The 23,405-nt window shown below is 67.6% G+C and carries 23 protein-coding genes and 1 other RNA gene; 17 read left to right on the top strand and 7 right to left on the bottom strand.

What is annotated here, in order from left to right; genetic code table 11:
• Positions 1-24 precede the first annotated feature (24 nt).
• The 3 genes from ACLJN9_RS11485 (at position 25) to mctP (ending at position 4,607) form a co-directional block, all read left to right on the top strand.
• Positions 25-2,481, top strand: coding sequence for a M14 family zinc carboxypeptidase (locus ACLJN9_RS11485; protein WP_410811169.1), 2,457 nt, complete (start codon positions 25-27; stop codon positions 2,479-2,481).
• 234 nt (positions 2,482-2,715) lie between these two features.
• Positions 2,716-2,958, top strand: coding sequence for a DUF3311 domain-containing protein (locus ACLJN9_RS11480; RefSeq protein WP_410811168.1), 243 nt, complete (start codon positions 2,716-2,718; stop codon positions 2,956-2,958).
• Entirely contained in the window at positions 2,958-4,607 is a 1,650-nt protein-coding gene (gene mctP / locus ACLJN9_RS11475) for a monocarboxylate uptake permease MctP (RefSeq protein ID WP_410811167.1), read from the top strand. The genes ACLJN9_RS11480 and mctP overlap by 1 nt, the downstream gene beginning before the upstream one ends.
• Before the next feature lie 303 nt (positions 4,608-4,910).
• On the opposite strand, the gene ACLJN9_RS11470 is transcribed toward mctP, so the two are convergent.
• Complete coding sequence (locus tag ACLJN9_RS11470) at positions 4,911-5,384, bottom strand: MarR family winged helix-turn-helix transcriptional regulator (protein WP_410811166.1); 474 nt, start codon at positions 5,382-5,384, stop codon at positions 4,911-4,913.
• A gap of 54 nt (positions 5,385-5,438) precedes the next feature.
• On the opposite strand from ACLJN9_RS11470, the gene ACLJN9_RS11465 reads away from it, so the two are divergent.
• Positions 5,439-6,662, top strand: coding sequence for an MFS transporter (locus tag ACLJN9_RS11465; protein WP_410811165.1), 1,224 nt, complete (start codon positions 5,439-5,441; stop codon positions 6,660-6,662).
• An 11-nt stretch (positions 6,663-6,673) separates the two neighbouring features.
• Here ACLJN9_RS11465 and ACLJN9_RS11460 read toward each other — a convergent pair whose 3' ends face one another.
• Positions 6,674-7,435 (bottom strand): sulfite exporter TauE/SafE family protein, encoded by a 762-nt coding sequence (locus ACLJN9_RS11460; RefSeq protein WP_410811164.1) that lies wholly within the window; start codon positions 7,433-7,435, stop codon positions 6,674-6,676.
• A 92-nt stretch (positions 7,436-7,527) separates the two neighbouring features.
• On the opposite strand from ACLJN9_RS11460, the gene ACLJN9_RS11455 reads away from it, so the two are divergent.
• Both ACLJN9_RS11455 and rnpB read left to right on the top strand, forming a co-directional pair.
• Entirely contained in the window at positions 7,528-7,809 is a 282-nt protein-coding gene (locus tag ACLJN9_RS11455) for a hypothetical protein (RefSeq protein ID WP_410811162.1), read from the top strand.
• 101 nt (positions 7,810-7,910) lie between these two features.
• Positions 7,911-8,327, top strand: an RNA gene (gene rnpB, locus ACLJN9_RS11450) — RNase P RNA component class A.
• Between the two features lie 381 nt (positions 8,328-8,708).
• On the opposite strand, the gene ACLJN9_RS11445 is transcribed toward rnpB, so the two are convergent.
• From ACLJN9_RS11445 to ACLJN9_RS11430, 4 genes are all read right to left on the bottom strand, one after another.
• A complete protein-coding gene (locus ACLJN9_RS11445) occupies positions 8,709-8,900 on the bottom strand; it encodes a hypothetical protein (protein WP_410811161.1) in 192 nt (63 codons plus the stop codon).
• A 324-nt stretch (positions 8,901-9,224) separates the two neighbouring features.
• Positions 9,225-9,638: a hypothetical protein gene (locus ACLJN9_RS11440; RefSeq protein WP_410811159.1), complete on the bottom strand. Its 414-nt coding sequence runs from the start codon at positions 9,636-9,638 to the stop codon at positions 9,225-9,227.
• Positions 9,639-10,356: 718 nt separating this feature from the next.
• Complete coding sequence (locus ACLJN9_RS11435) at positions 10,357-11,559, bottom strand: AAA family ATPase (RefSeq protein WP_410811158.1); 1,203 nt, start codon at positions 11,557-11,559, stop codon at positions 10,357-10,359.
• 727 nt (positions 11,560-12,286) lie between these two features.
• Positions 12,287-12,715, bottom strand: coding sequence for a GntR family transcriptional regulator (locus ACLJN9_RS11430; RefSeq protein WP_410811157.1), 429 nt, complete (start codon positions 12,713-12,715; stop codon positions 12,287-12,289).
• Positions 12,716-13,589: 874 nt separating this feature from the next.
• Between ACLJN9_RS11430 and ACLJN9_RS11425 the strand changes: the two genes are divergently transcribed.
• The 3 genes from ACLJN9_RS11425 to ACLJN9_RS11415 all read left to right on the top strand — a co-directional run bounded on the left by ACLJN9_RS11425 (position 13,590) and on the right by ACLJN9_RS11415 (position 15,653).
• On the top strand, positions 13,590-13,934 hold the full coding sequence (locus tag ACLJN9_RS11425) for a hypothetical protein (protein WP_410811156.1): 345 nt from the start codon (positions 13,590-13,592) through the stop codon (positions 13,932-13,934).
• 133 nt (positions 13,935-14,067) lie between these two features.
• The gene (locus ACLJN9_RS11420) at positions 14,068-14,889 is read left to right on the top strand and encodes a GntR family transcriptional regulator (RefSeq protein ID WP_410811154.1); all 822 of its coding nucleotides are present in this window, start codon (positions 14,068-14,070) and stop codon (positions 14,887-14,889) included.
• Positions 14,877-15,653, top strand: coding sequence for a glycosyltransferase family 2 protein (locus ACLJN9_RS11415; protein WP_410811153.1), 777 nt, complete (start codon positions 14,877-14,879; stop codon positions 15,651-15,653). The genes ACLJN9_RS11420 and ACLJN9_RS11415 overlap by 13 nt, the downstream gene beginning before the upstream one ends.
• Here ACLJN9_RS11415 and ACLJN9_RS11410 read toward each other — a convergent pair.
• Entirely contained in the window at positions 15,637-16,080 is a 444-nt protein-coding gene (locus ACLJN9_RS11410) for a hypothetical protein (protein ID WP_410811152.1), read from the bottom strand. The genes ACLJN9_RS11415 and ACLJN9_RS11410 overlap by 17 nt on opposite strands.
• Before the next feature lie 895 nt (positions 16,081-16,975).
• Between ACLJN9_RS11410 and ACLJN9_RS11405 the strand changes: the two genes are divergently transcribed.
• The 8 genes from ACLJN9_RS11405 (at position 16,976) to ACLJN9_RS11370 (ending at position 23,289) form a co-directional block, all read left to right on the top strand.
• A complete protein-coding gene (locus ACLJN9_RS11405; RefSeq protein ID WP_238661241.1) occupies positions 16,976-17,371 on the top strand; it encodes a transcriptional regulator in 396 nt (131 codons plus the stop codon).
• 209 nt (positions 17,372-17,580) lie between these two features.
• Positions 17,581-19,173: an FtsK/SpoIIIE domain-containing protein gene (locus ACLJN9_RS11400; protein ID WP_410811151.1), complete on the top strand. Its 1,593-nt coding sequence runs from the start codon at positions 17,581-17,583 to the stop codon at positions 19,171-19,173.
• Positions 19,170-19,421 carry a hypothetical protein gene (locus ACLJN9_RS11395; RefSeq protein ID WP_410811150.1) on the top strand — a complete coding sequence of 84 codons (252 nt, stop codon included), beginning with the start codon at positions 19,170-19,172 and terminating at the stop codon, positions 19,419-19,421. Before ACLJN9_RS11400 ends, ACLJN9_RS11395 begins: the two co-directional genes overlap by 4 nt.
• A 5-nt stretch (positions 19,422-19,426) precedes the next feature.
• Positions 19,427-19,615: a hypothetical protein gene (locus ACLJN9_RS11390; protein WP_410811149.1), complete on the top strand. Its 189-nt coding sequence runs from the start codon at positions 19,427-19,429 to the stop codon at positions 19,613-19,615.
• Positions 19,612-20,163, top strand: coding sequence for a DUF2637 domain-containing protein (locus tag ACLJN9_RS11385; protein WP_410811148.1), 552 nt, complete (start codon positions 19,612-19,614; stop codon positions 20,161-20,163). Before ACLJN9_RS11390 ends, ACLJN9_RS11385 begins: the two co-directional genes overlap by 4 nt.
• Entirely contained in the window at positions 20,160-21,908 is a 1,749-nt protein-coding gene (locus tag ACLJN9_RS11380) for a replication initiator (RefSeq protein ID WP_410811147.1), read from the top strand. The genes ACLJN9_RS11385 and ACLJN9_RS11380 overlap by 4 nt, the downstream gene beginning before the upstream one ends.
• Complete coding sequence (locus ACLJN9_RS11375; RefSeq protein WP_393352307.1) at positions 21,908-22,090, top strand: helix-turn-helix domain-containing protein; 183 nt, start codon at positions 21,908-21,910, stop codon at positions 22,088-22,090. The genes ACLJN9_RS11380 and ACLJN9_RS11375 overlap by 1 nt, the downstream gene beginning before the upstream one ends.
• Positions 22,090-23,289, top strand: a complete 1,200-nt coding sequence (locus ACLJN9_RS11370) for a tyrosine-type recombinase/integrase (RefSeq protein WP_410811146.1) — start codon at positions 22,090-22,092, stop codon at positions 23,287-23,289. The genes ACLJN9_RS11375 and ACLJN9_RS11370 overlap by 1 nt, the downstream gene beginning before the upstream one ends.
• Positions 23,290-23,405: the final 116 nt, after the last annotated feature.

The raw sequence follows: 23,405 nt of genomic DNA, 5'->3' as shown, positions 1-23,405 counted from the left end.
TACCTCCCGACAGGAGATCTGTCCATGCTGTCCACAAGACGATCACCCCGGCTCGCCGCAACCGCGGTGAGCACCGTGCTGCTCGCCGCCGTGGCCCTGAGCGGGCCGGCGTACGCCAGCGCGCTGCCAACGGTGCCGTCGCGCCCCGTCGACCTCTCCGACGTCCGCGGCTACCCCCGGCAGAGCACCCTTCCGGTCTGGCCGGACAACCCGGCCGACGCGTCCATCCCGATCGGCGTCATCCCGTACGACGAGATCGCGCCGAAGCTGAACGCCCTCCAGCAGGCGAGCGACCGGGTCTCCGCCCGGGTCGCCGGGAAGTCCGCGGGCGGCCACGACCTGTACGCGGTCACCGTGACCGCGCCGGAGAGCCGCACCGAGGCGCGGCAGCAGGAGACCTGGAAGCGGCTTCTCGAGGACGAGCCGGCCCGCGCGCAGCGGGACCGTAGGCTGCTCGCCGGCTACAAGACCCCGCTCTTCGTCAACGCCAACATCCACGGCAACGAGTGGGAGGGCACCGACGCGGCGCTGCGGGTCATCGAGGAGTTCGCCGCCGACCGCAGCCCCGAGACGGCCGAGCTGCTGAAGCGCAACCGGTTGGTCTTCAACATCACCTCCAACCCGGACGGTCGGGTGGCCGGCACCCGGGCCAACGCGGCGGGCTACGACCTGAACCGCGACCTGACGATCGTCGCGCAGCCCGAGACCAACCTCATCCGCGACCTGATCATCGACACCAAGCCGATCATCACGCTGGACCTGCACGGGTACGTCAACCCGACCCTGCTGCACCCCAGCACCCCGCCGCACAACGTCAACAACGAGTACGACCTGTACATCAAGCACGGCCTGCCCAACGCCCTGGCCATCGAGCAGGACCTGCGCGGCCTCGGGTACGCCGAGACCCAGCGGGCCCGGATCCCGTTCCGCGACGACGAGCCGGGCGTGTGGGACGACTTCCCGCCGATCTACGTGCCGTCGTTCGCCATGCTGCAGAGCAGCATCCCGTACACCATCGAGGCACCGCTGAACCCGCGCGGCAGCACGCTTCCCCCGGCCGAGCGGGTACGCCGCTCCGCTATCAACACCGACGTGCACGAGGTGGCGATCCGCACGTCGCTGCGCTACATCCAGGACCACCGGGCCGAGGTGCTGCACGACCAGGCCGAGGTCTACCGCCGGGGCCTGGCCGGTGAGCCGCTGCGCGACATCCCCGACGGCTACGTGCCCGGCTGGGGACCAGAGGACAACTACAAGACCACCTTCCCCCGGGCGTACGTCATTCCGAGCGGCACCGGTCAGCGCTCGGAGCCGGCGGCGGCCCGCCTGGTCGACCTGTTGATCAGCAGCGGTGGCCGGGTGTGGCGTGCGAAGAAGGCGTTCACCTCCGGCGGCAAGCGCTACCAGGCCGGGTCGTACGTCGTCGACCTGCACCAACCCAAGCGCGGCCTGGTCAACTCGCTGCTCGAACCGGGCGCGGACATCACCGACCGGGTGAACGACCTCTACGCCGGCCCGGCCGCCTGGAGCCAGGGACTCACCTGGGGCGCCACCGTGGACACCCTCTGGAACGACCTGCCCCGGGTGCGCCTGGAGCGGACCTACGACGGGCGGGCCGAGGGCACACTGCCCGCCGGTCGGTCGGACCTGCGCCTGGACCTGCGGGACGCCGCCGATCTGCTCGCGGTGAACTCGTTGCTCGCCAAGGGCGTCGCCGTGCACCGGCTCGCCGACGGGTCGGTGGTCGTTCCCGGCACCCCGGCCAACCGCAGGCTGGCCCGCGCCGAGGTCCGGGCCCATGCGGTCAGCTTCGAACGCGCGCCGACCGGTTGGCAGGGCACGCCGCTGGACCGGGTCGTGGTCGGCTACCTCGGCTCGGTCGAGGAGCGGGACACCCTCGGTGAGTTGGGCTTCGAGGCGCGTGCGCTGACCGCCGCGACGCTCGCCGGCACGCTGACCGACGACGTCGACGTGCTGCTGGTCGCCGGCAACGTCAACCTGGCGACCCTCACCGCCGAGAACCGGTCCGCCCTGGACCGCTTCCTCGCCCGGGGCGGCGGGGTGGTCGGCCTCGGCACCGGTGGGGCGTCCTTCAGCAACGGCACCGCGCTGCTGAGCGTGACCGCCACCGCGGGGGCCGGTCTGGCCAGCGGAGTGGCCACCATCGTGAACAGCGGAGGACCGGTCACCACGTCGGCCATCCCGCACGCGTTCATCAGCCAGCCCGTCTGGTTCACCAACCTGGGTGCCACCGTCGAGGTCGAGCAGTCGTACGCGGCTGACCCGCTGCTCGCCGGCTGGTGGGCCACCGACGGCGCCAACGGGCAGGCCGCGGCGGCCAACCAGGCCAGCATCGTGCGGGGCGTCTCCGCCGCCGGAAACGGAGTGGTGCTGTTCGGCACCAACCCGACCTTCCGCCTGCACCCCAAGGGCCTTCAGTCGCAGCTCGGCCGGGCGGTGCTCTGGGCTGCCCGGCGGTAACCCCGACCGGACAGTCCACGACCGGCCGATGTGGGGCCCGGGTGCCAACCGCACCCGGGCCCCACACCGTCGACGGGCCGGCCTCCTTTCCGGCGGGCTGGTCGGCCACACCGTTCGGCGCAGCCGATCGGCCGTTCGGCGCAGCACCCTCCCGAGGGGCGACGTGACGGCCATCACAAAGTCATAGCCTCCGGCCGTTACATCGAGAGCCTCGACTCCCCGGAGGTGTGTCAGATGGCTGCACCGGAACCGGAGGCGCCGACCACGGCGCCAACCAGGGCGAAGGACCACAGCCCCTGGAACTGGTTGCTCTTCCTCCCCATCGTGGTGCCGCTGATCCCGGTCTTCTTCAACGGCGACTCGCCCCGGATCTTCGGGTTCCCCCGCTACTACTGGCTGCAACTGGCGTACATCCTGCTCGGCGTCGCCACCACGACGCTGGTCTACCAGAGGACGAAGAAGCGGGGTGGGCACTGATGTGGAAGGACCATCTCACCGAGATCATCGTCTTCTCCCTGCTGTTCCTGCTGGTCAGCGCGATGGGCTTCGTGGCTGCCCGATGGCGGGCGCCGAAGGACATGGCGCACCTCGACGAGTGGGGGTTGGGCGGGCGCAGCTTCGGCGGCTGGATCACCTGGTTCCTGGTCGGCGGTGACCTCTACACGGCGTACACCTTCGTGGCGGTGCCGGCGTTGATGTTCGGCGCCGGGGCGGCCGGGTTCTTCGCCGTGCCGTACACCATCGTGATCTATCCGCTGGTCTTCCTGGTGCTGGTCCGGCTCTGGTCGGTGTCGCACCGGCACGGGTTCGTCACGCCGGCCGACTTCGTCCGCAAGCGGTTCGACTCTCCGGTGCTGGCGCTGCTGATCGCGATCACCGGCATCGTGGCCACCATGCCGTACATCGCGCTGCAGCTGATCGGCATCGAGGCCGTGCTTAAGACGATGGGGGTGACCGGCGAGAGCACCGTCGCACGGCACCTGCCGATCATCATCGCGTTCGCCATCCTGGCCGCCTACACCTACCAGTCCGGGTTGCGCGCGCCGGCGCTGATCGCCTTCGTCAAGGACACCCTGATCTACATCGTGATCCTGGTGGCGGTCATCTACCTGCCGTACAAGCTGGGCGGTTGGGGCGACATCTTCGCCGCCGCCGACGCGAAGTTCGACGCCTCGCCGAACGTGAACGACGGCATCCTGCTCAACGCCAACAACCAACTGCAGTACATCACCCTGGCGTTCGGCTCGGCGCTCGCGCTGTTCCTCTATCCGCACAGCATCACCGGCGTGCTGGCCAGCAGGAACCGCGACGTGATCAAGCGGAACATGTCGGCGCTGCCCGCGTACAGCCTGCTGTTGGGGTTGATCGCGCTGCTGGGCTACATGGCCATCGCGGCCGGGGTGAAGCCTCTGCCGGGGGCGTCGGCCGGCACCGTGGACAACAACACCGTCGTGCCGCTGCTCTTCGACCAGCAGTTCCCGGACTGGTTCGCCGGTGTCGCGTACGCGGCGATCGGCATCGGCGCGCTGGTGCCGGCGGCGATCATGTCGATCGCGGCGGCGAACCTGTTCACCCGCAACATCTACAAGGAGTACCTGAAGCGGGACGCCTCCCCGGCGCAGGAGGCGACCGTATCGAAGATCACTTCGCTGGTGGTCAAGGTCGGCGCGGTCGCCTGCATCGTCTTCCTCGACCCGCAGTTCTCCATCGATCTCCAGCTCATCGGCGGTGTGATCATCCTCCAGACGCTGCCGGCGGTGGCCCTGGGCCTCTACACCCGCTGGTTCCACCGCACCGGCCTGATCATCGGCTGGGCGGCCGGCATGGGGCTCGGCATGTGGATGCTCTACCAGGTGGCGAGCCCGACCCGGAAGCACTTCGGCGGCTCGGCGTTCCCGCTGTCGGAGTTCGGCTTCGACACCCGCAAGACGATCTACGTGGGAATCGTGGCCGTGCTGGTGAATCTGGCGGTGGCGGCGCTGCTGACGCTGATCCTGCGGGCGACAAAGGTGGCCGACGGCGCCGACGGCACCACGCCGGACGACTACTTCGCCGACGAGGGCGACCCCCGCATCACCCCCGGCACCGAACGCGACGCCAACCCAGCCCGCGAACCAGTCGCCTGACATCGGGTACACGCCCGGGCACCGACAACGGTCGGTGCCCGGGCGGCGGTGCCCGCCGGCAGCCAGGTAGCCGGTGCCCGGACTTCCCCGAAGTTGCCGCCATGCGCCGGCGTTGCCGCCATGCGCCGCCATGCGCCGCCATGCGCCGCCATGCGCCGGCGTTGCCGGCGTTGCCGGGGATCTGCCGCCAAGATCGTGCTCGATCCTTGTTGTTGTGGTGTCGGAACGCGTGCGATGCCACTACAACCAGGATTCTGCGCGATCTTGGCGGGGAGAAGCCGGGTGACGGTCTCCCGAGGCTGGTCAGCGGGGGCGGTTGCGGGCGGTTAGGGCCTGGTTGAGGCGGCCCAGCATGGTCGCCAGGTCGGCCCGGTCCTCGGCGCTCCAGTCGGCCAGCATGTCGCCGTAGAGGCGGGTGCGGGCCGCCTGCACGGCGGCCATCCGCTCAAGGCCGGCCGGGGTGGGGGAGATGACCGTGCCCCGGCCGTCGGACGGGTCCGGCGTACGGGTGATCAGGCCGTCCCGCTGCAGCGCGGAGACCTGCCGGGTCACCGTCGAGCCGTCCAGGTTGAGCCGGGCGGCGAGCGCGGAGACGTTCTGCGGGCCGGCGGTGTCCAGGTGACGCAGGATCACGTACGCCGCGCGGTCGAGCACCCGGTGCTCGGCGGTGCCGGTCGCCCGCCGGGTCGCCTCGCCGAGGCGCATCAGCAGGGCAACCTCGGTCTCGATCCGACCAAGGGCGGTCTCGTCGGCGTCGGTGTCACGGTCGTCGCTCATAGCTGTATGATACAAGCTAAGTACCTGCATCATACAGCTAATTGAGGAGTCGGAGTGGACCGGCGTTCCGAACCGAACCGCAGTGCCATCTACGCCACCACACTGGTGGCCTTCCTCGCCATCGCCGGCATCGCCGTCGTCGACCCGATCCTGCCCGCCATCGGCGAGGCGATCGGCGTCACCGCCTGGCAGGTCGAGCTGCTGTTCACCGCGTACATCGCGGTCATGGCCCTCGGCATGATCCCGGCGACGCTGGCCAGCGGCCGGTTCGGCTTCAAGCCGGTGCTCATCACCGGCGTCTCCGTGGTCGGCGTGGCCGCGATCCTCGCCTCGTTCAGCGACACCATCGTGCAGCTCTCCGTGCTGCGCGGCGTCTGGGGGCTGGGCAACGCGATGTTCTTCGCCACCGCCATGGTGGTGCTGGTCAACCTCGCCAACGACCGGGAGTGGGTGGTCGGCCTCTTCGAGACCGCCCTCGGTCTCGGCTTCGCCGTCGGCCCGCTGATCGGCGGCCTGCTCGGCGAGGTCAGCTGGCGGCTGCCGTTCTTCGTCTGCGGCGTCTTCATGGTCCTCGCGCTCGGCGTGGCCTCCCGCAAGCTTCGCGAGCCCACCAACCGACAGCCACCGGTACGCGTCGGCCAGATCTTCGCCACCTACCGCCGGCCGGCGTTTCTCGCCCTCTGCGCGGTGACCGCCGCCTACAACTTCGTGTTCTTCGTGGTGCTCGGCTACACGCCGCTCTTCCTGGGCCTGGACATCATCCCGCTGGGGCTCGCGTTCACCGGTTGGGGCCTCGGCCTGGCCACCGGCATCCTGGTGGTCGGCCACCGCCTGGCCCACCGGATCGGCGCGGTGCAGACCGTCGGTGTGGCCATCGCCGGCCTGCTGGTCTGCATGGTCCTCTTCGCCACCTCGACCAGCACCGCCGAGGCGCTGGTGGTGCTCGTGCTCTCCGGCCTGTGCATGGGGCTGGCCAACGCCAACCTCACCGACCTGGCGCTCGGCCTCGGCTCCAGCGACCGGCGCGTCGCCACCGGCGCGTTCAACCTGGTCCGCTGGGGCGCCGCCGCACCCGCGCCGATCATCTCCGGCAAGCTCGCCGAGCAGTCACTGTCACTGCCGTACTGGGTCGGCTTCGGGGTGCTCACCGTCGGCGTGCTCGTCTACCTGGCCTTCGCGCACCTGATGGCCGCCGGCCACGGCGAGCGGGTCCTCTGGTCCCGCTGGAACCGCGCCGCCGCCGACACCGAGCACCAGCCCGTCGGCGAGGTGTACTGACCGGTCGCCGGTCAGGTGAGGGCACGCCAGAGCAGGTAGAGGCCGATGACCGTGCCGAAGACCACGATCAGCGTCTTGAGCAGCACCGGCGGCAGCCGGCGTACCAGCCGGGCACCCGCGTACCCACCGATCAAGGTCGCCGGAGCGACCACCGCGACGGCCGCCCAGTTGACCGGGCCGAACAGGGCGAACACCACAAGCGTGGTGAAGCCCACCACCGCGGAGAGCAGGTTCTTGATCGCGCTCACCCGCGCCAGCGTCGCGTCCAGCACCAGGGCCAGCCCGGCGATCAGCATCACCCCGAGGGCCGCACCGAAGTACCCGCCGTACACCGCGCCGAGCGCGACCATCGTCTGCACCGCGACCGTCCGCTGGCGTGGCGACAGGTCCCGGGGGTGACCGACCAGGCGGCGCAGCGGGTCCTGGAAGGCCAGGACCGCGGTCGCGCCGAGCACCAGAAAGGGTACGACCAGCTCGAACGCGCGGGCCGGAGTGGCCAACAGCAGCAACGCCCCGACGATCGTGCCGACGATGGTGGTGGGCACCAGCGTGGCCAGGGCGCGGGGGCGCGGCAGGTCCGCCCGGCTGCCCGCCACGCTGGCCAGGTACCCGGGGAACACGGCGACGGAGTTGCTGACGTTCGCCGGCACCGGGGGCAGCCCGACGGCGATCATCGCCGGAAAGGTGATCAACGAACCCCCACCGGCCACCGCGTTGACCGTGCCAGCGGCTAGACCGGCGGCGAGCAGCAGCGCGGCGTGAGAGAGATCCATAGAACCTTGAGGCTAGTACGCGCACCGCACCCCTCGTGAGCTGGCCGGCGTTGCCGAACCACTCGGAGGTATACCGGTCGTATACTGCGGTCGTGGATACCACGATCAAGGTCGACACCGAGGTACGCGACCGTTTGGCGCTCCTGGCGAAGGAACGTGGAACGACCATCCGTGACCTCGTCGCCCAGCTGGCTCAGGCGACCTTCACCGTTGGCGAGCTACGCGACCGTGCGGACCACGCCGAGCAGTACGTCCGGCTCCGGTTGGCTCCCGAACTGAGCGCCGACGATCTCAACCGTGGCGAGGATGTGTGGGCGACCATCGAGGCTGGCAACGTGCCGGAAGCTCTGGCCGAAAGTAGCCGGCGGGCGTGACCGAAGCCGGCGCACTCCGTGCGGGCAGGTCTGTGCGGGTGCCCGCCTGCGGGGCGGCAATAGGCGCGCCAGCGGCGTCGTTAGGATGAGGGCGCGACGGACGAGTCGACCGGGCGGTCGCGTCAGCGGGCTTCGGCCCGCTGCCGAGGAACGTCCGGACTCCACAGGGCAGGGTGGTTGTTAACGGCAACCCGGGGCGACCCGCGGGACAGTGCCACAGAAAACAGACCGCCGACCCCAATCGGGGACGGTAAGGGTGAAACGGTGGGGTAAGAGCCCACCAGCACCCCGGGTGACCGGGGTGGCTCGGTAAACCCCACCCGGAGCAAGGCCAAGTAAGGGCCGTCACCGCAAGATGACGACCCCGCGCAGACGCTTGAGGGCTGCCCGCCCGATGTCTGCGGGTAGGCCGCTGGAGCCTGCCGGCAACGGCAGGCCGAGATGGATGGCCGCCGCCGACGCAAACCCTTCGGGGTATGCGCCGCGCACAGAATCCGGCGTACAGGTCGACTCGTCCGTCGCCCACCAGCTCAGAGCCGCGATCAAGGCTCTGAGCTGGCCGTTTATCTGGTGCTGTTGGTTGGCCTTGGTCATCGTTGGGCGGCGCTTGACGGCCTGGCCACGGCCTGAGACGGCCTGGAGACGGCCTGAGCGTTGGCTCAGTTGACCTCGGTTCCGATCCGCTCGCTGTGTGCTCTCTCGGCCGACGCCCGATGATCCCGGGAGTCGGGCTGGCGGCTGTGGGGGAGGGGCGGGCACGTCCTGGCGGTGGAGCTGCGGCCGCTACCCGGTGATCCGGTGGCAAGCCAGTCCCGGGGTTGGACTGGCGCGGCAGGCGGAAGCCCCAACCTCGCCGGCGGCTGATGTGCCGGCTTCCGTACCGCTTGCTGGCAAGCCCGCTATGCGAATCTGCCGGTGCCGCCCAACAGGATGTCCAGGTCTCTCAGGAGGGCGCCGAGTCGTCGGCTGGTCTCGGTGTCCATGTAGGGGATGGGCCTGCCCGCGGCCTGATGCTCGCCCAGGTCGTACAACGCATTGCGAAGGTCATCGGCGGTGGTGAGGTCGAGTCGCAGCTCGATCGGGTCGTCCATGCTGCGACCGTAGTGCTGTCCGCATCTGGCGGAAGGGCGGTGTCCCGGCGGCTGTCGGTGGCTCACCGCCCCGGCGCCGTAGGCGGCCGGGGCGGCTTGCCGCCGGCCGGGCTTGCCGCCCCGTACCGCGCGGAGCGCGGTGCCTTGATCCAGAATAGAGAGATTCGGCAGCAACGACGGATCGTGCGAGGCGAGGGCGTGTGACTGGCAACTCGTCTGGGAGTCCTGTTATCGCCTATGCAAGGTTGGGACCGGCTGCATGGTCGGAGCTGATGGGTACCAGCGCTGGCCTGCCTGTGGCCCAGCGACTCAAGACCTCCGCGCTCAGGGATCTTCGTCGACGGCTGCCCTCAAGATGGATTGCATCTCGTTAATTGCCTTGTCCAGCTCCACTACGGCGGGGTTGTCCGAGCCAAGCCACTGCTGGTGTCCGTTATGGTTCACGTCGCCTTCGGTCCACTCCCACCGAACCTGATCTATGGCCCGAATCAGCGCGGCCCAGCTTCCGCCTACTTGGGGTGCGGCGTACAGCATCACGCGCGCTGTCAGCCGGTCCGGGTGCTGGAGGTCTGGTACTTCGACGGGACGGCTGCTGTACTCATCTGTCGCGGCTGCCAAGATTGATTGCTCGTTCTGTGTGTACTCGGCCAGGTCGACATAGAGGGCGGCCCGTCGTTCGCGTTGTCTCACAAGACGGTCCTGTTCGTGCCGGACCCTGTCCAGCTCGCGCTCACGCACCCATCGGCGATCCTCGCGCTTCCTGGTAGCCCGCTGAGTGATCCCAGCACCCGCCAGGGCTCCCAGGATGCCAAGCGCGCCGGAAGCGAAAGGTACCCATACTGAAACATCCGTCGCTGCCACCCGTCCATGCTGACTTAGCTGACGTATGCTGTCACGCTCGAACTTACGGCCGGGAACGCTAGTCAGGCAGGGCAGTGGCGGAGCTGGAGGTGAGTCTCATGCCTAGCGCCTGCCTTAATCCACGCCAGCACGACTGCGGACTCGCGGGTGGGATTAACCCAGATTATCGAGTTGACCCCTGGCAACTCATCACGATGCTTAACAAGCAGCTTACGGGTCACTTCATCGAGAGAGGCCACGATCCTATCCGCAGCCCAGGCAGCGCAGATGAGTAGCATGTCTTTCTCAAGAGCAGTGCGACCGTTGACATTTGCGTCACATGCAAGAATTGCATCGTGTAGCGTCTGCCGTTTCCCTTCATCAGTGTTTATCACTACAAGTTTACCGCGTCGCCGCATAGAGGCCAACCAGAGGTGCGAGAAGTTCGATCTATGCCTGCGCCATTCTGCTTCAACTTCCGCAGTTAGCACGACTCGATGAGAATTTTCTGATATTGCCTGAAGAAACATGCGGCAATTGATAGAAACGGGGTTCGTGGTGGTTCCTGCAGAACGCCCGACTGACGCATCGATAACGATTCTTTTGGACATTGTGCTCATGCTACAAACTCATTCGTCCGAGCCGCAGCATCAAGGTACGCGGATTCAGTCTCGAGGAGGACGTCATCGAAGTCCTCAGGCCATTCGCCGAATGAGCCATCCGAAAGAAGCTCGGCGGTTGACACCAAAGTGTCGCCGGTAACAATATCTCTTGTAAACCAGTGCAAAGCTACGTCGTCTGGCTCGATTTGGCCGCGCGCTATTGCAGTTTGAATCGCGCGGACGAACAGTGAGCTGTGAGTCTCAAGAACGACCCGAACTCCTCTGCGCAGCGCTCGAGTTACCAAGTTGGCGAAGCGCGCCTGGGCGCGAGGGTGTAGGTGAATCTCGGGTTGTTCCAGGTAAACCATCTGCCCCGGCCTGGCCGCAAGGAGCGCAAGAATGACTGGAAGCGTTTGAGATACGCCGAACCCGACGTCTGCGATATTGACGAGATCCCTTGCTCCGCCTCGTTGCGCATGCGGCATGCGCCCAACTAGGAGCTCGACCTGAGTGTCGTCTAGTTGCCTGGCTTCGACTTTCCACGTGAGGCCAAGCTCTTCTAGGTCGACCCTCAGCTGCGCCAACTCATCTGTACGTCGAGCATTCTGCCAAGCCGCGATTATGCCCGCCGTGTAAGTATCGAAGGTTCCAGGGTAACGCTCTTCTACGGCAGTCGTGCGATAAGTGCGACGCGGATTGCCGCGCAGCGCAGGAAGGTGAATTATTCTCGAAATCTCGTTTTCGGCGGGATCTGCTGCGAATCTAAAGACTGTACTGTTCACCGCTCCTGATAATCCGTGCCTCAATCCCAGGGTTAGGAAACACCGCTCGCGGTCAACTACGATTTTGTAGGCCTCGGGCCTAGACTTTAGGAAAGAATAAACTTCGTCTAGTCTTGCACCGCCTACCGCCCGCCGGATTTGCGTCTCAGACATTCCTTCGCGGAGCACCACCGACTCCTGTTGTTCGGCCATAAAATAGCCAGCCATCTTGAGTACGCGCAGATCGCCACGCGTGTCTTTGCCGAAGGTGAGCATAGTCTCGCGCCCATTGATCGAGACGCCCACGGAGAAACTCTTCGCTTGAGCTGCCCTGGTCGCTGTCCTGGAGAGAACTTGCTCAATCTTGGTGACGCTGACGTTTACTCCATCGAGTTGCAGGGGGCCTGGATCGTAGCTGGCGTCGACGGTCTGCTTAAGTAGCAGCAGGGGCTGCATGATGCTAGATTTTCCGGAGCTGTTGACCCCGGCAATAACCGTTAAGGGCCTGATGGCGATCTGTTGCAGAGTTCGAATTGATTTGTACCCCTCCACCGACAGGCCATCAATTCCACCTTTTTTAGGTCTGCTTGACAACGAATTCTCCCGTCGATTCCATGCCCGGCTCTACGCACACTATCCCGTCACGCTAGTGATGTCAGGTCGCGACAGCATGATTCGGCCTCGCCATCCCGTCTGCCATCGCCCCGCCCTGTTGGAAGTGAGCCCGTCGCCCGGCATGGCGAGTCAAGCGGACCTTGACGCACGTTCGGTCGCTGGCAGGTAGGGCGGTGGGGCTGCTCGGCCTGCCCTGGTCGATGCGGGGCGGGACGACTCCTCACCGCAGCCACCCACGGACCACGAGCTGCCAGCGGGCCCCGGTGATCCTGGAGCCGGAGCCCTCCCGTTGGGGCGCATAGCCGCCCCCGCGACCGCAGTCAGCTCGCGCGACGTAGCGCGCAGTTCGTTTTCCTGCGCCGCGAGGCCCGTCCGGTTGCGGGCCACACCCTGTTAGCGTCATCGGTGATCATCGTTCCGTGGCGGACCTCCGTGCCTCCCGCTCTCCGCGCCAGCGGCCGGGCGTGTTGTGGCCGGAATCGGAGAGTCAGCGGAACGACGGACGTTGCCAAGAGTCGGCGGGCAGGGTCCGGTGTGGGCCGTTTGAAGAGGTATAGAAGGCAGGCGCTCACTGTTCCGATCGGTGCAGCCAATAGCTTCTGACGACCGATTCAACGACCCCGTTGCGTCGGTTGACGTGCTGCTGTCCGAGCAGGGTTGCGCCGACTTTAACGCCGAAGAGTGCTGCGAGCTCCGGGTCGGCAACGATCTCACGTTGACCGGTGTCTGATTCGGCGGCTTGTTCTGAGTCGTGCCCGTGCCCGTGAATGATCGGTCTTGCGGAGGTGCCACGCCCGTGCTCGGTGGTGACCAAACCTTCCTCGCGTAGAACGGCTATGGCCTGACGAACAGTGCCCCGGCTCGCCCGGAACTCGCTGGTGAGAGCACTCTCCGTCGGCAGGAGCGCACCGGGCGGGATGTTGCCGCTCTCGATGCGGTCCCTGAGCTGGTCCGCGATGACGCGGTAACGGGGCTGTCCGTAGTGCGGGGTGGGCACCCGGCCACCGTACCTGGCACTTGTCTTATCAAGTGTCAACCAGGGGCACATTTCAATGTCTAGACAACTCATCCACTTGTAGGTACGTTTCCGGGTGTGCGGTCAGGATGACGGCTCGTATCAGGGGTGGTGTCGCGCTGCTCCTGATCGCACGCGACGCGCGGCGTCCTGTCGGACCAGTTGCGGTAGCTGCGCGTACAACCTGGCTCGGCGATACCCGACCCGTCTGCGTCGGACGGTGCGCCGTGCCCTCATCCGGGCCGGTGGCCGGCTGCGCTCCCGCGTTGCTGACCACCGGTCCCGGCCTACCCATGGAGGTGCGATGTCGGGCTCTCATCGTCGGCGGCGCTGGTTCTCGATCTGGAGGTCGCGCAGGCGTCTGCCATCCGGTCCGGGCGGAAACTCCGTCTCATCGGACCGCTGTACGCGGCCCTGCACGGTGCCCGCGCATTCGTGGCCTGGCGGGCCGACCCGGAAACTGCCGGTGCTGAGGACTGCGCCGCTGATGACGCCAGCCCAGATCTACCGGGGCAACGGTGGGCGGTGGCGACGGTGAGCGATGCGGGCAAGCCGACCAGCGGTAGCCATCCGGCCTGGTGTGCCCCCGATAGATGCGGCCACCTGGTGCCACCACTGATGGCCCATATGCCGCGCCGCCATCGCGGCCAGACGCACCGCCTCGGAGACATTCGGCAGGGCGGCCAGGTCGTCACGTACCTCGTCGGCTCCGATGCTCGGGTGCCCTTGATCGCTGTGCAAGCGACGTGCCGGGGTGGGATCGCCTGGGCGGAACTGCCTCTCCCGCAGGCTGCGCAGCTTGTCGAACAGCTTCGTTCCCTGATGGCGCAGGCGGGCGCTCACAGGAAGGGCACCGATGACTGAGCATGAGGCCATGACCGATCGCGGGTCGACTTCGTCCATGAATCCGGCCGAGTGCCCGAGTTGGTGCCGGGGCTGCGGCCCGAATGATCCGATGCATCGGGGCCTGCTGAGGACCATCGGCCGGGAGCGAACCGGCTGGATCAGCGTTCAAATGCTGACCGACCGGTTTAAGCGCCGCGACCCGGCGGTGAAGCTCAACGCCAGCCGCAGCGGTGCCACCGAATCGGTCCTGCTCTCCCAGACTCAGATCGACCGGCTCATCGATGAGCTGACCTACGCCCGGCTGGTGATGATGACCGAGGGGCAACCTCTGGAGGGGTGCGATGAACACCACTGACCGGCGATTCACCGAGCGGGTGCCCTCGACGAGTGCGCGGCCCACGAAGCGACCGGTTGCCGCCGTGCCTCCGGTGCCTGAGCGGGCCGCAGGCGGGACCGCCTGGCAGACGTTGGAACGTCTAGGGGGTACGGTGACCGGTGTGCATGGCCGGGACTGGCGCCCTCGCTACCTGCAACTCGCGGAGGAGTTGCGGGCAAAGATCGTGGGCGGAGAGCTGGCCCCCGGCACGCTGATGCCGAGCGAGACGGAGTTGGCCGAGTCGTCCGGCTTGTCCCGCACCAGTGTCCGCAACGCCATTCGGCAGCTCCGGGAGTGGGGTCTGGTCCGCGCGGAACAAGGGCGCGGCACCTACGTGCGGGCACCTCGTCAACGGGTACGGCGTCGCAACGCCGAGCGCTACCAGTGGGAGAAGGACCGGGCGCTGCTCGACGAGTCGGAGCGGTTGAAGACCGGTGCCATCGAGCACGACACCGGCCTGACCGTCGATGACCTCAAGTTCCACGCCGAGTACGCCCGCGTGGAAGCGGATTCGGACATGGCGGCGGCCTTGCAGGTCGAGCCGGGTACGCCGTTGCTGCGGCGGGTCTACTGGACAACCTCTCGGCATGAGAACGCTCCGCTGACCATGTCGTACTCCTATCTGCCGTATGACCTGGTGGCCGCGAACCCGGACCTGCTCGACGCGGGCAAGGAGCCCTGGCCGGGCGGCACGCAGCACCAACTCCACACCCTCGGTATCGAGGTGGACCGGATCGACGACGAGATCCGCGCGCGCCCGCCATCGCCGGACGAGGCCGAGCTACTGGACATCGACCCGGGCGTCTCCGTGCTCACCGTCCGTAAGACCTCGATCGACACCAAGGGTCGCATCGTCGAGGTGGCCGACGTGGTGATGCCGGGGGACCGGACGGAGCTGGTCTACTCCCACAAACTCCAACGGTGGAAAACTTGACGCAGCTCGTCTCAGTCATCACGCCAGTCCACGCGCCCAGCATCGAGTACCTGACCGGCGCGCATGACTCCCTGGTCAAGCAGGAGATGCCTGACGGGTGGGACTGGCAGTGGCTCGTCCAGGAGGACGGGCAGACCGGCGCGCTGAACGGCGTCCTGCCGGACGACCCTCGCATCAGCATCGGCGGCGGTCGTCCCGGCGGGCCGGGTGTTGCCCGTACCGCCGCTCTCTCCCGTGTCGCCGGGCAACACGTCAAGGTTTTGGACGCAGACGACCAGCTCACCCCCGGTGCCCTGGCCCGGGACATCGCCGCTTTCGAGGCGCACCCGCAGATCGGTTGGACAACCTCCCGCGTCCTGGACCTGATGCCCGACGGATCTACCCTCGGCTGGGACAAGGACCCGGAAGGCGGAACCATCGCCCGCGGTGCCGTCCTGGCCTTCTGGCAGGCCAACGGTTACCGGGCGCAGGTGCACCCGGCCACCCTGTGCATCCGACGGGATCTGCTCCTGGCCCTCGGCGGCTGGATGGCGCTCCCTGCCTCCGAGGACACCGGCCTGCTCCTGGCCGCGAGTGCGATCAGCGACGGCTACTTCACCCGCGAGCACGGCCTGCTCTACCGCAAGTGGCCCGGTCAGGTCACCAGCCAAGCTGCCCACCGCGAACCCGTCGAGTACGAAGGCCGGATGAAGATTATCGAGGCCAGAGCCGAAGCCCTGGCCTCGATGCTCCCGAACGGACTGCCGGTCACTCCTGCGGCATAGCCTCATGCCCCGGCATCCCCTGGGTGCGCCGGCGCTCTTTCATCTCCGCCTCGTAGATGTGCCGTCGACCGCCGGTCAGCTTCTCCCGCGCATCCCGCTCGATCTCCTGGAATGCGGCGTAGTAGCCATCGTCGAACTCCTCCACGATCTGGAACGTCCATCGCCCCGGCAGCACATTGCGGCCCAACAGCTCGTGCTCGACTCGGTCGGCCACCTCGCCATGTCCAGCCTCGCGGAGCAGCTCCACCACCCGATCAAGCGTGAGATCCGCACCGCCGACCAGTTGATGCGCCGAGTACAGGTGACCGCGTACGCGGTGGATCGTCTCCAGCGCCTTGCTCAACTCGCCGAGCGCTTTGATCGTCGTGTCATCTACACGTGCCGGACGTGAATGCTTTTCGTCGACAGGCTGGCCGTCATTGTTCATGTGATCTTTGTTCCCTGCCGTTGTTTGCCGTGCACGCGTGATTGTGTGAGTCAGGCTCCATAAGTCGTCGTTTCCCGCGCGCGCGTCGTGCCATCAATTGCGGACGGGCCGTTAGCATGACGGTGGCACTTCAGTGATCACCAGACTGACGGGCGGTCGTCTACCTACCCCCCAGTGAGGCGACCGGCGCCTTCCTGATTGGTTGGAGATCATTGTTATGCCAAACCGAAGAGGCCCGGGCCGCAGAGGGTGCGGACCTGGCCAGCGGCGGACACCCCGAACGACTGGAGTTGGCACGTTGATCGAGCTGGTAGCTCTGATCATCAGGCTGTTGACGCTGGTGGCAGTTGGGGTTGACGCCCAGGGTGAGGGGGATGAGCCCTCCGTTTAGAAAGGCCCATCCCTCCTCGGGCGGAGTCCCCGCTTCTCGTCTCGACACGTCGGGCGGGGGCTTCCTCCGGGCCGGCCTGCGACGACCGGCAGCAGTGAAGCGAGGGTTGCAAGATGTTCCCGCATCGCGTTGCGCTGGACGTTCAACGCTCTAAAACCGTACAGACTTAACCTTCGCTGCGTAAGTCACCTTACGCAGTCTTCCTTAGCAACTTGCAAAACACGCCGATTGGAAGTTGTTAGATCTACCAAGTTGCGACACCCAGTACTAGTTCCGTGCGGCCAAGCGGTCTGCTGTTCGATTGTGCGGCCAATGGGGCTTGGGAGTAATCCTCCAGTTCGGTCTATGCCGTTCCTAGGGCGACTGCGCCGAGGAGACCGGGGGTTCCGGCGCGGGCCAACGCGCGAAGCGACCTCAGCCCGCATTGCTTGTTGACTTGTCTGCCAAGTGCCGTCTACCTTGGACGCAACTTGGCAGACAAGTTAACAAGTTGGAGGTTGAGCGATGGCTCTGCGAGGCGGAACGCGGTTCGCTGTGCGGTTTGAGGACGTGTTCCCGGCTGGGTGCGCGCTGGTGCCCGAGTCCCTGGGTGAGGTCGAGGACTACGACGAGAAGACCGGTCGACGGTCGCCGGCCAAGGACAAGGTGACCGGCCAGCGGGTGTGGCAGGTCCGGGTGATGGATCTCGACCCCGAGCTTGGCAAGCGGTCCCGGGAGACGACGGTAAAGATCTCGGCGGACTACCAGCCGGTGCCGCCCACGGGTGGCCTGTTCGAGGCGGTCGAGTTCGACGGCATGACCGTCACGCCGTACGTGGCGAACAACGGTCGGATGGCGTACTCGCTGCGGGCGACCGGGCTGCGTGCCCCGGCGGGCGTCAACCAGAAGGCGTCGGCGTAGCCGGTTCTGGTCAGGGCGGGGCTGTCAGGTCTTGGCGGACGGCAGCCCCGCCCCGGTGTCTCTTCCCCCTGCTCTGTCGAGAGAGGTGCAGACGTGTCCAAGGGTAGGCGTCGGGTTGGCCGTGGCTGGCCCCGGTTCGGTGTGTGTCCAGCCCGATTCACCCTGGCCGGTGGTGCCAAGTGATCGGGCGGCCTCGGGGTGAGGTGTTAATGACCTCGGCCGGGGATCTGCTGGTGATTCGGCCGAAGCGGATCAAGCTGCCGTTCTGGATGGTGCTGCTCGGCCTGCTGCTGAGGTGGTCCGGGCGGGTGCTCTGGTGGTGCCTGCGGCACCCGGTGGCCACGGTGTCGGTGCTGCTGGCGCTCTGGCTCTACGTCGAATTCGACTGGCCCGGCGTGGTGGTGCCGCTCGTGCTGGCGGCCACTGCCTCGGCGGTGTGGCGTTGGCGCGATGAGTCGTCCTGGTGGGCCTGGCTGGCGGGTCCGCTGCTCGGCTCATGGCGGCGAGTGTTCGTCTACCGGCGGGCGTGGCGAGAAGCAATGACCCTGTGCGGGCTCGCCGAGACGTACAACCATCGCCCGGTCTTGCCCGAGCTGCTGCGGGTGCGTTCGGATCAGGCGCTCGACGTGCTGACCATTCGCATGGTCCGGGGACAGACGCCGGAACAGTTCCAGGCGGTCAGCGCCAACCTGGCGTACGCGTTCGGCCGGCGGCATGCGCGGATCTACTCCGAGCGTCCGGGCGACCCTCCGACCCGGACCGGCGGGGGTGCGTGGCTGCTGCGGCTCGTCGACCGGGTGCGGTTTCGGGATCGTCCGACGTTGGTCTACCTGGCGTTAATCCGTACCGATGCGCTGCGGACTGTGGTCCCGCCGTTTGCTGTCCCGGCGGTGCCGGACCTCACCGCGCTACCGCTGGCGCGGCGGGAAGACCTGCGCACCTGGTCGCTGCACCTGCTCGCAACGCATGTCCTGGTGGGCGGTGCGACCCGGTCCGGTAAGGGCTCGGTGCTGTGGTCGCTGGTCCGGGTGCTCGGTGCTGGGATCGCCTCCGGCCTCGTCCGGCTGTGGGTGATCGATCCCAAGGGCGGGATGGAATTCGCGCTCGGCCGTCCGATGTTCGCCCGGTTCGCTGGCAAGTCGTTCGAGGCCATGGCCGACCTGCTCGACGAAGCGGTGGAGGTGCTGCGGGAGCGGCAGAACCGGCTCGCCGGCCGGGTTCGCGTCCACACCCCGACCGAGGCTGACCCCCTGGTCGTGGTCGTCATCGACGAGATGGCCGCGCTGACCGCGTACCTGCAAGATGTCGAGCTGCGCAAGCGCATCGCGTCTTCCCTGGGGCTGCTGCTGTCCCAGGGGGCCGGCGTTGGCGTCCTGGTGGTGGCCGCGTTGCAGGACCCGCGCAAGGACGTACTGCCGTTCCGGGACCTGTTCCCGACTCGGATCGCGCTGGGCCTGACCGAGGCTTCACAGGTCGACATGATTCTTGGCGACGGTGCCCGGAAGCGGGGCGCGCTCGCGGACCAGATGCCCCGGTGGGCGAAGGGCGTCGGGTACGTGATCCTCGACGGCACTCCCGACCCGATGCGGGTCCGGTTCTCGTACGTCAGCGACGACGACATCCGCGAGATGGCGCGGCAGTATCCGGCTCCGGTCGACGCGGCGGACATCCTCGCCCAGGTTGGCCGGGAAACCGCCACCGAACCGGTCCGGCTTCCGCTGCCTCGTAAGCCATCCGGGCCGCTGCTCCCCGAATCCCTGCGCAACCTACTCGACCGGGACACCGGCGGTGATGCCCGATGACCGCCACTCCGACCAGCCGCTTCTACCGGCTGCGTACCCCCGACCCGGTCACCGCCGTCTCCGTGCGGGTTGACCCGGAGCGACCCGACCCGTACCCCGTCTATCTGGCGGTCGGTGCCGGCCGGCGACGGATGTCCCTGACTCCCGACGAGGCCTGGGCGCTGTGGCGTTGCCTCTCCGAAGCGGTCGCCGCGCTCGGCACCCCACCCGACTACATCCGCACCGACATCCGACCGGCCCGGAGCTAACCGCCGTGAACTCCCTCACCCGCCTCATCTACCGGCTCCGTCCGCTGCGCATTCGGCTCGTCGGCCCCTCCGACCAGGCTTCCGCCGCTCTGCATGGACTTGCGCACATGGTCAACCGCCGCCCCGACATGGACGGCCGGCGCATCCGCATCGACCTGACCATCCGCGAGAAGCCGTTGGAGGAGTGGCGATGAGCAAGAGCACCGAATCGGCGGTACGCCTGGTGATCCTGCTCGCCATTGGCACCATGGCCGGTGCCGCCGCCTTCACCCACGTCCATGACCTGTCCGTTGCCCATGGCCAGCCGGACTGGATCGGCTGGGCCAACGCGGTGGCGGTCGAGCTGATGGCGATCTACCTCGGCCTGGAGATCCGTGCCCGGCGGCGTACCAATCGCCCGGTCGGGCTGGTCGGCTCGCTCCTGGTGGCGTTCGCGCTCCTGTCACTCGCGGCCCAGGTCGCGGAAGCCGAACCGTCCGTGTGGGGCTGGACCGTGGCGGCGGTGCCGTCGCTGGCATTCCTCGCGCTGGTCAAGGTCGTCTTGTCCAACACCCCGGTCACCCCGCCGGCTGACGAGCCGGACCAGCCGGCCGCGTACCAGTTCGAGGAGCCAGAGCGGCCCAAAACGGACATCGAGCCGGCCCGCTCGGCAGAGCCGACGCCGTCCATCGCCCCGGCGGTGGTGCCTCCGCGCGCGGTCGTCCCGTCCAACCGGCCGCACGTCGTCGGGATCATTCGATGACCGCTCCGACTCTGCCCGGCCTCGAACCCGCCCTGACCCCGGTTGCTCCTCGGCCGGGGTCGCGGGCGGCCCGGATGGCGCTGCCTCGCTCAGTCGACGTGCTCAAGGAGATCGCGGCCGAGTACGGAGTCTGCGTGCGTCCGCTCGCCATGCGCCGCACGGACCTGAACACCGGGCTGACCGAGGTCATTGACCTGCCCTGTGGGGCGACCCGTGAGGACAAGTGCGCGCCGTGCGCCAAGAAGAACCGCCGGTTGCGGCAGGCGCAGATCCGGGAGGGCTGGCACCGTGACGATGAGCCGCTACCGCCACCGGAGCCGGCGACCGAGGAACAGAAGGCGCTTGTCCTGCTGCGCGGGCACCTGGAGTTCTCCCGCGACGAGGCGTCCCGGGCGAGCCAATGGGACCAGGTCACCGACCTCGACGAGGCGATCCAAGAAGTCGAAGAGGCGATCGCGGCCGAAGGGCTCCGGGGACGGATCGCGCCACCGCACTTGACCGGCGACGAGGACCAGGACGACGAGGACAGCGGCCGGCGCCGCAAGCGCTCCACCCGGCGACGGCAAGATGCCCCGGACCTGCCTCGCCGCAAGGTCGAGCGCCGCACGGTCGGCAAGACCTACACCGCGTCGGACGGCTCGACCTACCGGCCGTCGATGTGGCTCACGCTCACCCTCGACTCGTACGGCCCGGTCCGCCCCGACGGCACCCCGGTCAACCCCGCCCGGTACGACTACCGCCGCGCGGCCTGGGACGCGGTGCACTTCCCTCGGCTGCTGGACCGGTTCTGGCAGAACCTTCGCCGCTGCGAGGGCTGGAACGTCCAGTACGCCGGCTGTGTCGAGCCGCAACGCCGTCTCGCCCCGCACGCGCACTTCGCCATCCGGGGCACCATTCCCCGCGACGTACTGCGGACGGTTGCGGCGGCGACCTATCACCAGGTGTGGTGGCCTTCGGTCGATGCCCAGCGCTACACCCTCGACCGGCTCCCGGTCTGGGACGAGCAGGCGGCGGCGTGGGTCGACCCGGAAACCCTTGCGCCGTTGACCACCTGGTCTGAAGCGCTCGACGCGATCGACGAGGACCCGGACGCGGATCCGGTGCACGTGGTGCGCTTCGGCTCCCAGGTCGACGCGCGTGGCGTCATGCCCGGCACCGAGGATGCCGAGCGGACCATTCGGTACGTCACGAAGTACATCACCAAGCACACCGGCGACGTTCACAAGATCACCGGCGGTCGGCAGCGGGCGCACCTGGATCGGCTGTGGCAGGAACTCCAGCTAACCCCGTGCACCGACCGATGCGCGAACTGGCTGCTCTACGGCGTCCAGCCGAAGGGGTCGCACGCGAAGCTCAAGCCCGGCCGGTGCAAGGGCAAAGTCCACCAGCGGGACACCCTCGGCATCGGCGGCCGGCGCATCCTCATCTCCCGCGACTGGTCCGGCAAAACGCTCTCCGACCACAAGCACGACGTACGGGCCTGGGTGCGGACGCTGCTCGGCGTGAGCGTCGGCCTGGATGGCGTCGACGACCAGGGCGCAACCGTCGAACCGGTCCGGCACGCCTGGGAACTCGCCCGACCCGACGACCCCGACGTGCCGGCCATCGCCCACCGGCTGCTGCGGTCGATCAGCGAACGCGCCCGCTGGCGCTCCGAACTCCTCGCGGCAAAGGACCGGGCCGCGCAGCTCCCCCAGACCGGATCGAGAACGGAAGCAGACGGCACGACGGGGGAGAGGCTTTGATGGCGGCGAACGATGGACTCTGGACGATCCAGGACGTGGCGGCGTACCTGCGCGTGCCAACCGAGACGCTGTACCGCTGGAGGAAGGTCAAGTACGGTCCGCCGGCGGCCCGGGTCGGTCGACACCTGCGGTACGAGCCGGAGATGGTCCGGTCATGGGTACGTGAGCAGGCGGCGGCCTAATGGGACACGTAGAGGACCGCTGGTACAAGGTGATCCGGCACGAAGGCGGCCGGAAAGAGCGGATCAAGTCGGATCTGTTCGGCAAGGGGATGCGCTACCGGGTGCGGTACATCGGTCCGGACGGCCGCGAACGTAGCCAGTCCTTCCCCGACCGGGCGAAGCGCGAGGCTGACGCGTTCCTCGTCTCCACTGAGACGGACAAGCTTCGGGGCTCCTACGTCGACCCGTCTGCTGGTCGGATGGCCTTCGCCGAGTACGCCGAGAACTGGTTGCGCACGCGCGCTTTCGACGAGTCAACCCGGGAGAGCACCGAGTTCCGGGTACGCAAGCACCTGCTGCCGTTCTTCGGCTCTCGGCAACTGGCCTCGATCAAGCCGGGTCACGTCCGGGAGTGGGACGCCGCGATGGTCGGCAAGCTGGCCCCCTCGACCCGGGCCGTCGTCTTCGCTCACCTGCGGACGATCCTCGGCGCGGCCGTCGACGACGAACGCATCGTGAAGAACCCGTGTTCGGCAAAGTCGGTCAAGCCGCCTCGGCCGGCGCAACGTCGAGTCGTCCCCTGGCGGGCCGACGAGGTCTCGGCAATCCGCGGTGGCCTCGCTGAGCGGTACCGCCCGATGGTCGACTTGGGCGCCGGCTGTGGCATGCGGCAGGGGGAGATCTTCGGCCTGGGCGTCGATGACGTCGACCTCGACTCGGGCTGGGTGCATATCGTCCGGCAGGTCAAGGTGGTCCGCTCCCGGCTGGTCTTCGGCCTCCCCAAGAACGATCGGGACCGACGCGTACCGCTGCCTGACTCGGTGGCTCAGTCGCTCAAGGAACACGCCAAAAAGTACGACCCGCTCTCGATCACCCTGCCGTGGGAAGACCCGTTCAGCGATGAGCGGGTGACCGTGCCTCTGATCTTCACCACGACCCGGCGGGGGGCGATCAAGCGGGCCACCTTCGACGGCAAGAGTTGGCGTCCGGCGGTCGAAGCAGCCGGCATCGTGCCGACTAGGGCGACCGGGATGCATGCCCTGCGCCACTTCTACGCCTCGGCGCTACTCGACGCGGGGGAGAGCATCAAAGCTCTTGCCTCGTATCTCGGGCACTCCGATCCTGGCTTCACACTGCGGGTCTACACCCACCTGATGCCCGCCAGCGAGGAACGTACCCGGCGTGCCATCGACGATCTCTTCGCGGACGGTGGGTGTTGATCCGTCCTAACGTTGCTAGCCGTTGCAGGCAGTCGCCATGCCAAGGTTTGAGCATCTTGGAGCTGCGTTGCGGTTGAGATCGGCGATTCCCACTCGACACCCCGTACGGCGGGTTG

Source organism: Micromonospora sp. 067-2 (genome assembly GCF_046549295.1).
GTDB lineage: Bacteria > Actinomycetota > Actinomycetes > Mycobacteriales > Micromonosporaceae > Micromonospora.
Note: the sequence above shows the minus strand (reverse complement) of the source record. Positions and strands in the feature narration are given on the sequence as shown.

Coding starts and splice junctions, on each gene's coding strand:
- ACLJN9_RS11445 (WP_410811161.1), bottom strand. CDS start 8,900: ATGGACGACCCGATCGAGCTGCGACTCGACCTCACCACCGCCGATGAC.
- ACLJN9_RS11480 (WP_410811168.1), top strand. CDS start 2,716: ATGGCTGCACCGGAACCGGAGGCGCCGACCACGGCGCCAACCAGGGCG.
- ACLJN9_RS11470 (WP_410811166.1), bottom strand. CDS start 5,384: ATGAGCGACGACCGTGACACCGACGCCGACGAGACCGCCCTTGGTCGG.
- ACLJN9_RS11395 (WP_410811150.1), top strand. CDS start 19,170: ATGACCGCCACTCCGACCAGCCGCTTCTACCGGCTGCGTACCCCCGAC.
- ACLJN9_RS11385 (WP_410811148.1), top strand. CDS start 19,612: ATGAGCAAGAGCACCGAATCGGCGGTACGCCTGGTGATCCTGCTCGCC.
- mctP (WP_410811167.1), top strand. CDS start 2,958: ATGTGGAAGGACCATCTCACCGAGATCATCGTCTTCTCCCTGCTGTTC.
- ACLJN9_RS11410 (WP_410811152.1), bottom strand. CDS start 16,080: ATGAACAATGACGGCCAGCCTGTCGACGAAAAGCATTCACGTCCGGCA.
- ACLJN9_RS11400 (WP_410811151.1), top strand. CDS start 17,581: ATGACCTCGGCCGGGGATCTGCTGGTGATTCGGCCGAAGCGGATCAAG.
- ACLJN9_RS11375 (WP_393352307.1), top strand. CDS start 21,908: ATGGCGGCGAACGATGGACTCTGGACGATCCAGGACGTGGCGGCGTAC.
- ACLJN9_RS11425 (WP_410811156.1), top strand. CDS start 13,590: ATGACTGAGCATGAGGCCATGACCGATCGCGGGTCGACTTCGTCCATG.
- ACLJN9_RS11380 (WP_410811147.1), top strand. CDS start 20,160: ATGACCGCTCCGACTCTGCCCGGCCTCGAACCCGCCCTGACCCCGGTT.
- ACLJN9_RS11485 (WP_410811169.1), top strand. CDS start 25: ATGCTGTCCACAAGACGATCACCCCGGCTCGCCGCAACCGCGGTGAGC.
- ACLJN9_RS11460 (WP_410811164.1), bottom strand. CDS start 7,435: ATGGATCTCTCTCACGCCGCGCTGCTGCTCGCCGCCGGTCTAGCCGCT.
- ACLJN9_RS11435 (WP_410811158.1), bottom strand. CDS start 11,559: ATGCAGCCCCTGCTGCTACTTAAGCAGACCGTCGACGCCAGCTACGAT.
- ACLJN9_RS11370 (WP_410811146.1), top strand. CDS start 22,090: ATGGGACACGTAGAGGACCGCTGGTACAAGGTGATCCGGCACGAAGGC.
- ACLJN9_RS11405 (WP_238661241.1), top strand. CDS start 16,976: ATGGCTCTGCGAGGCGGAACGCGGTTCGCTGTGCGGTTTGAGGACGTG.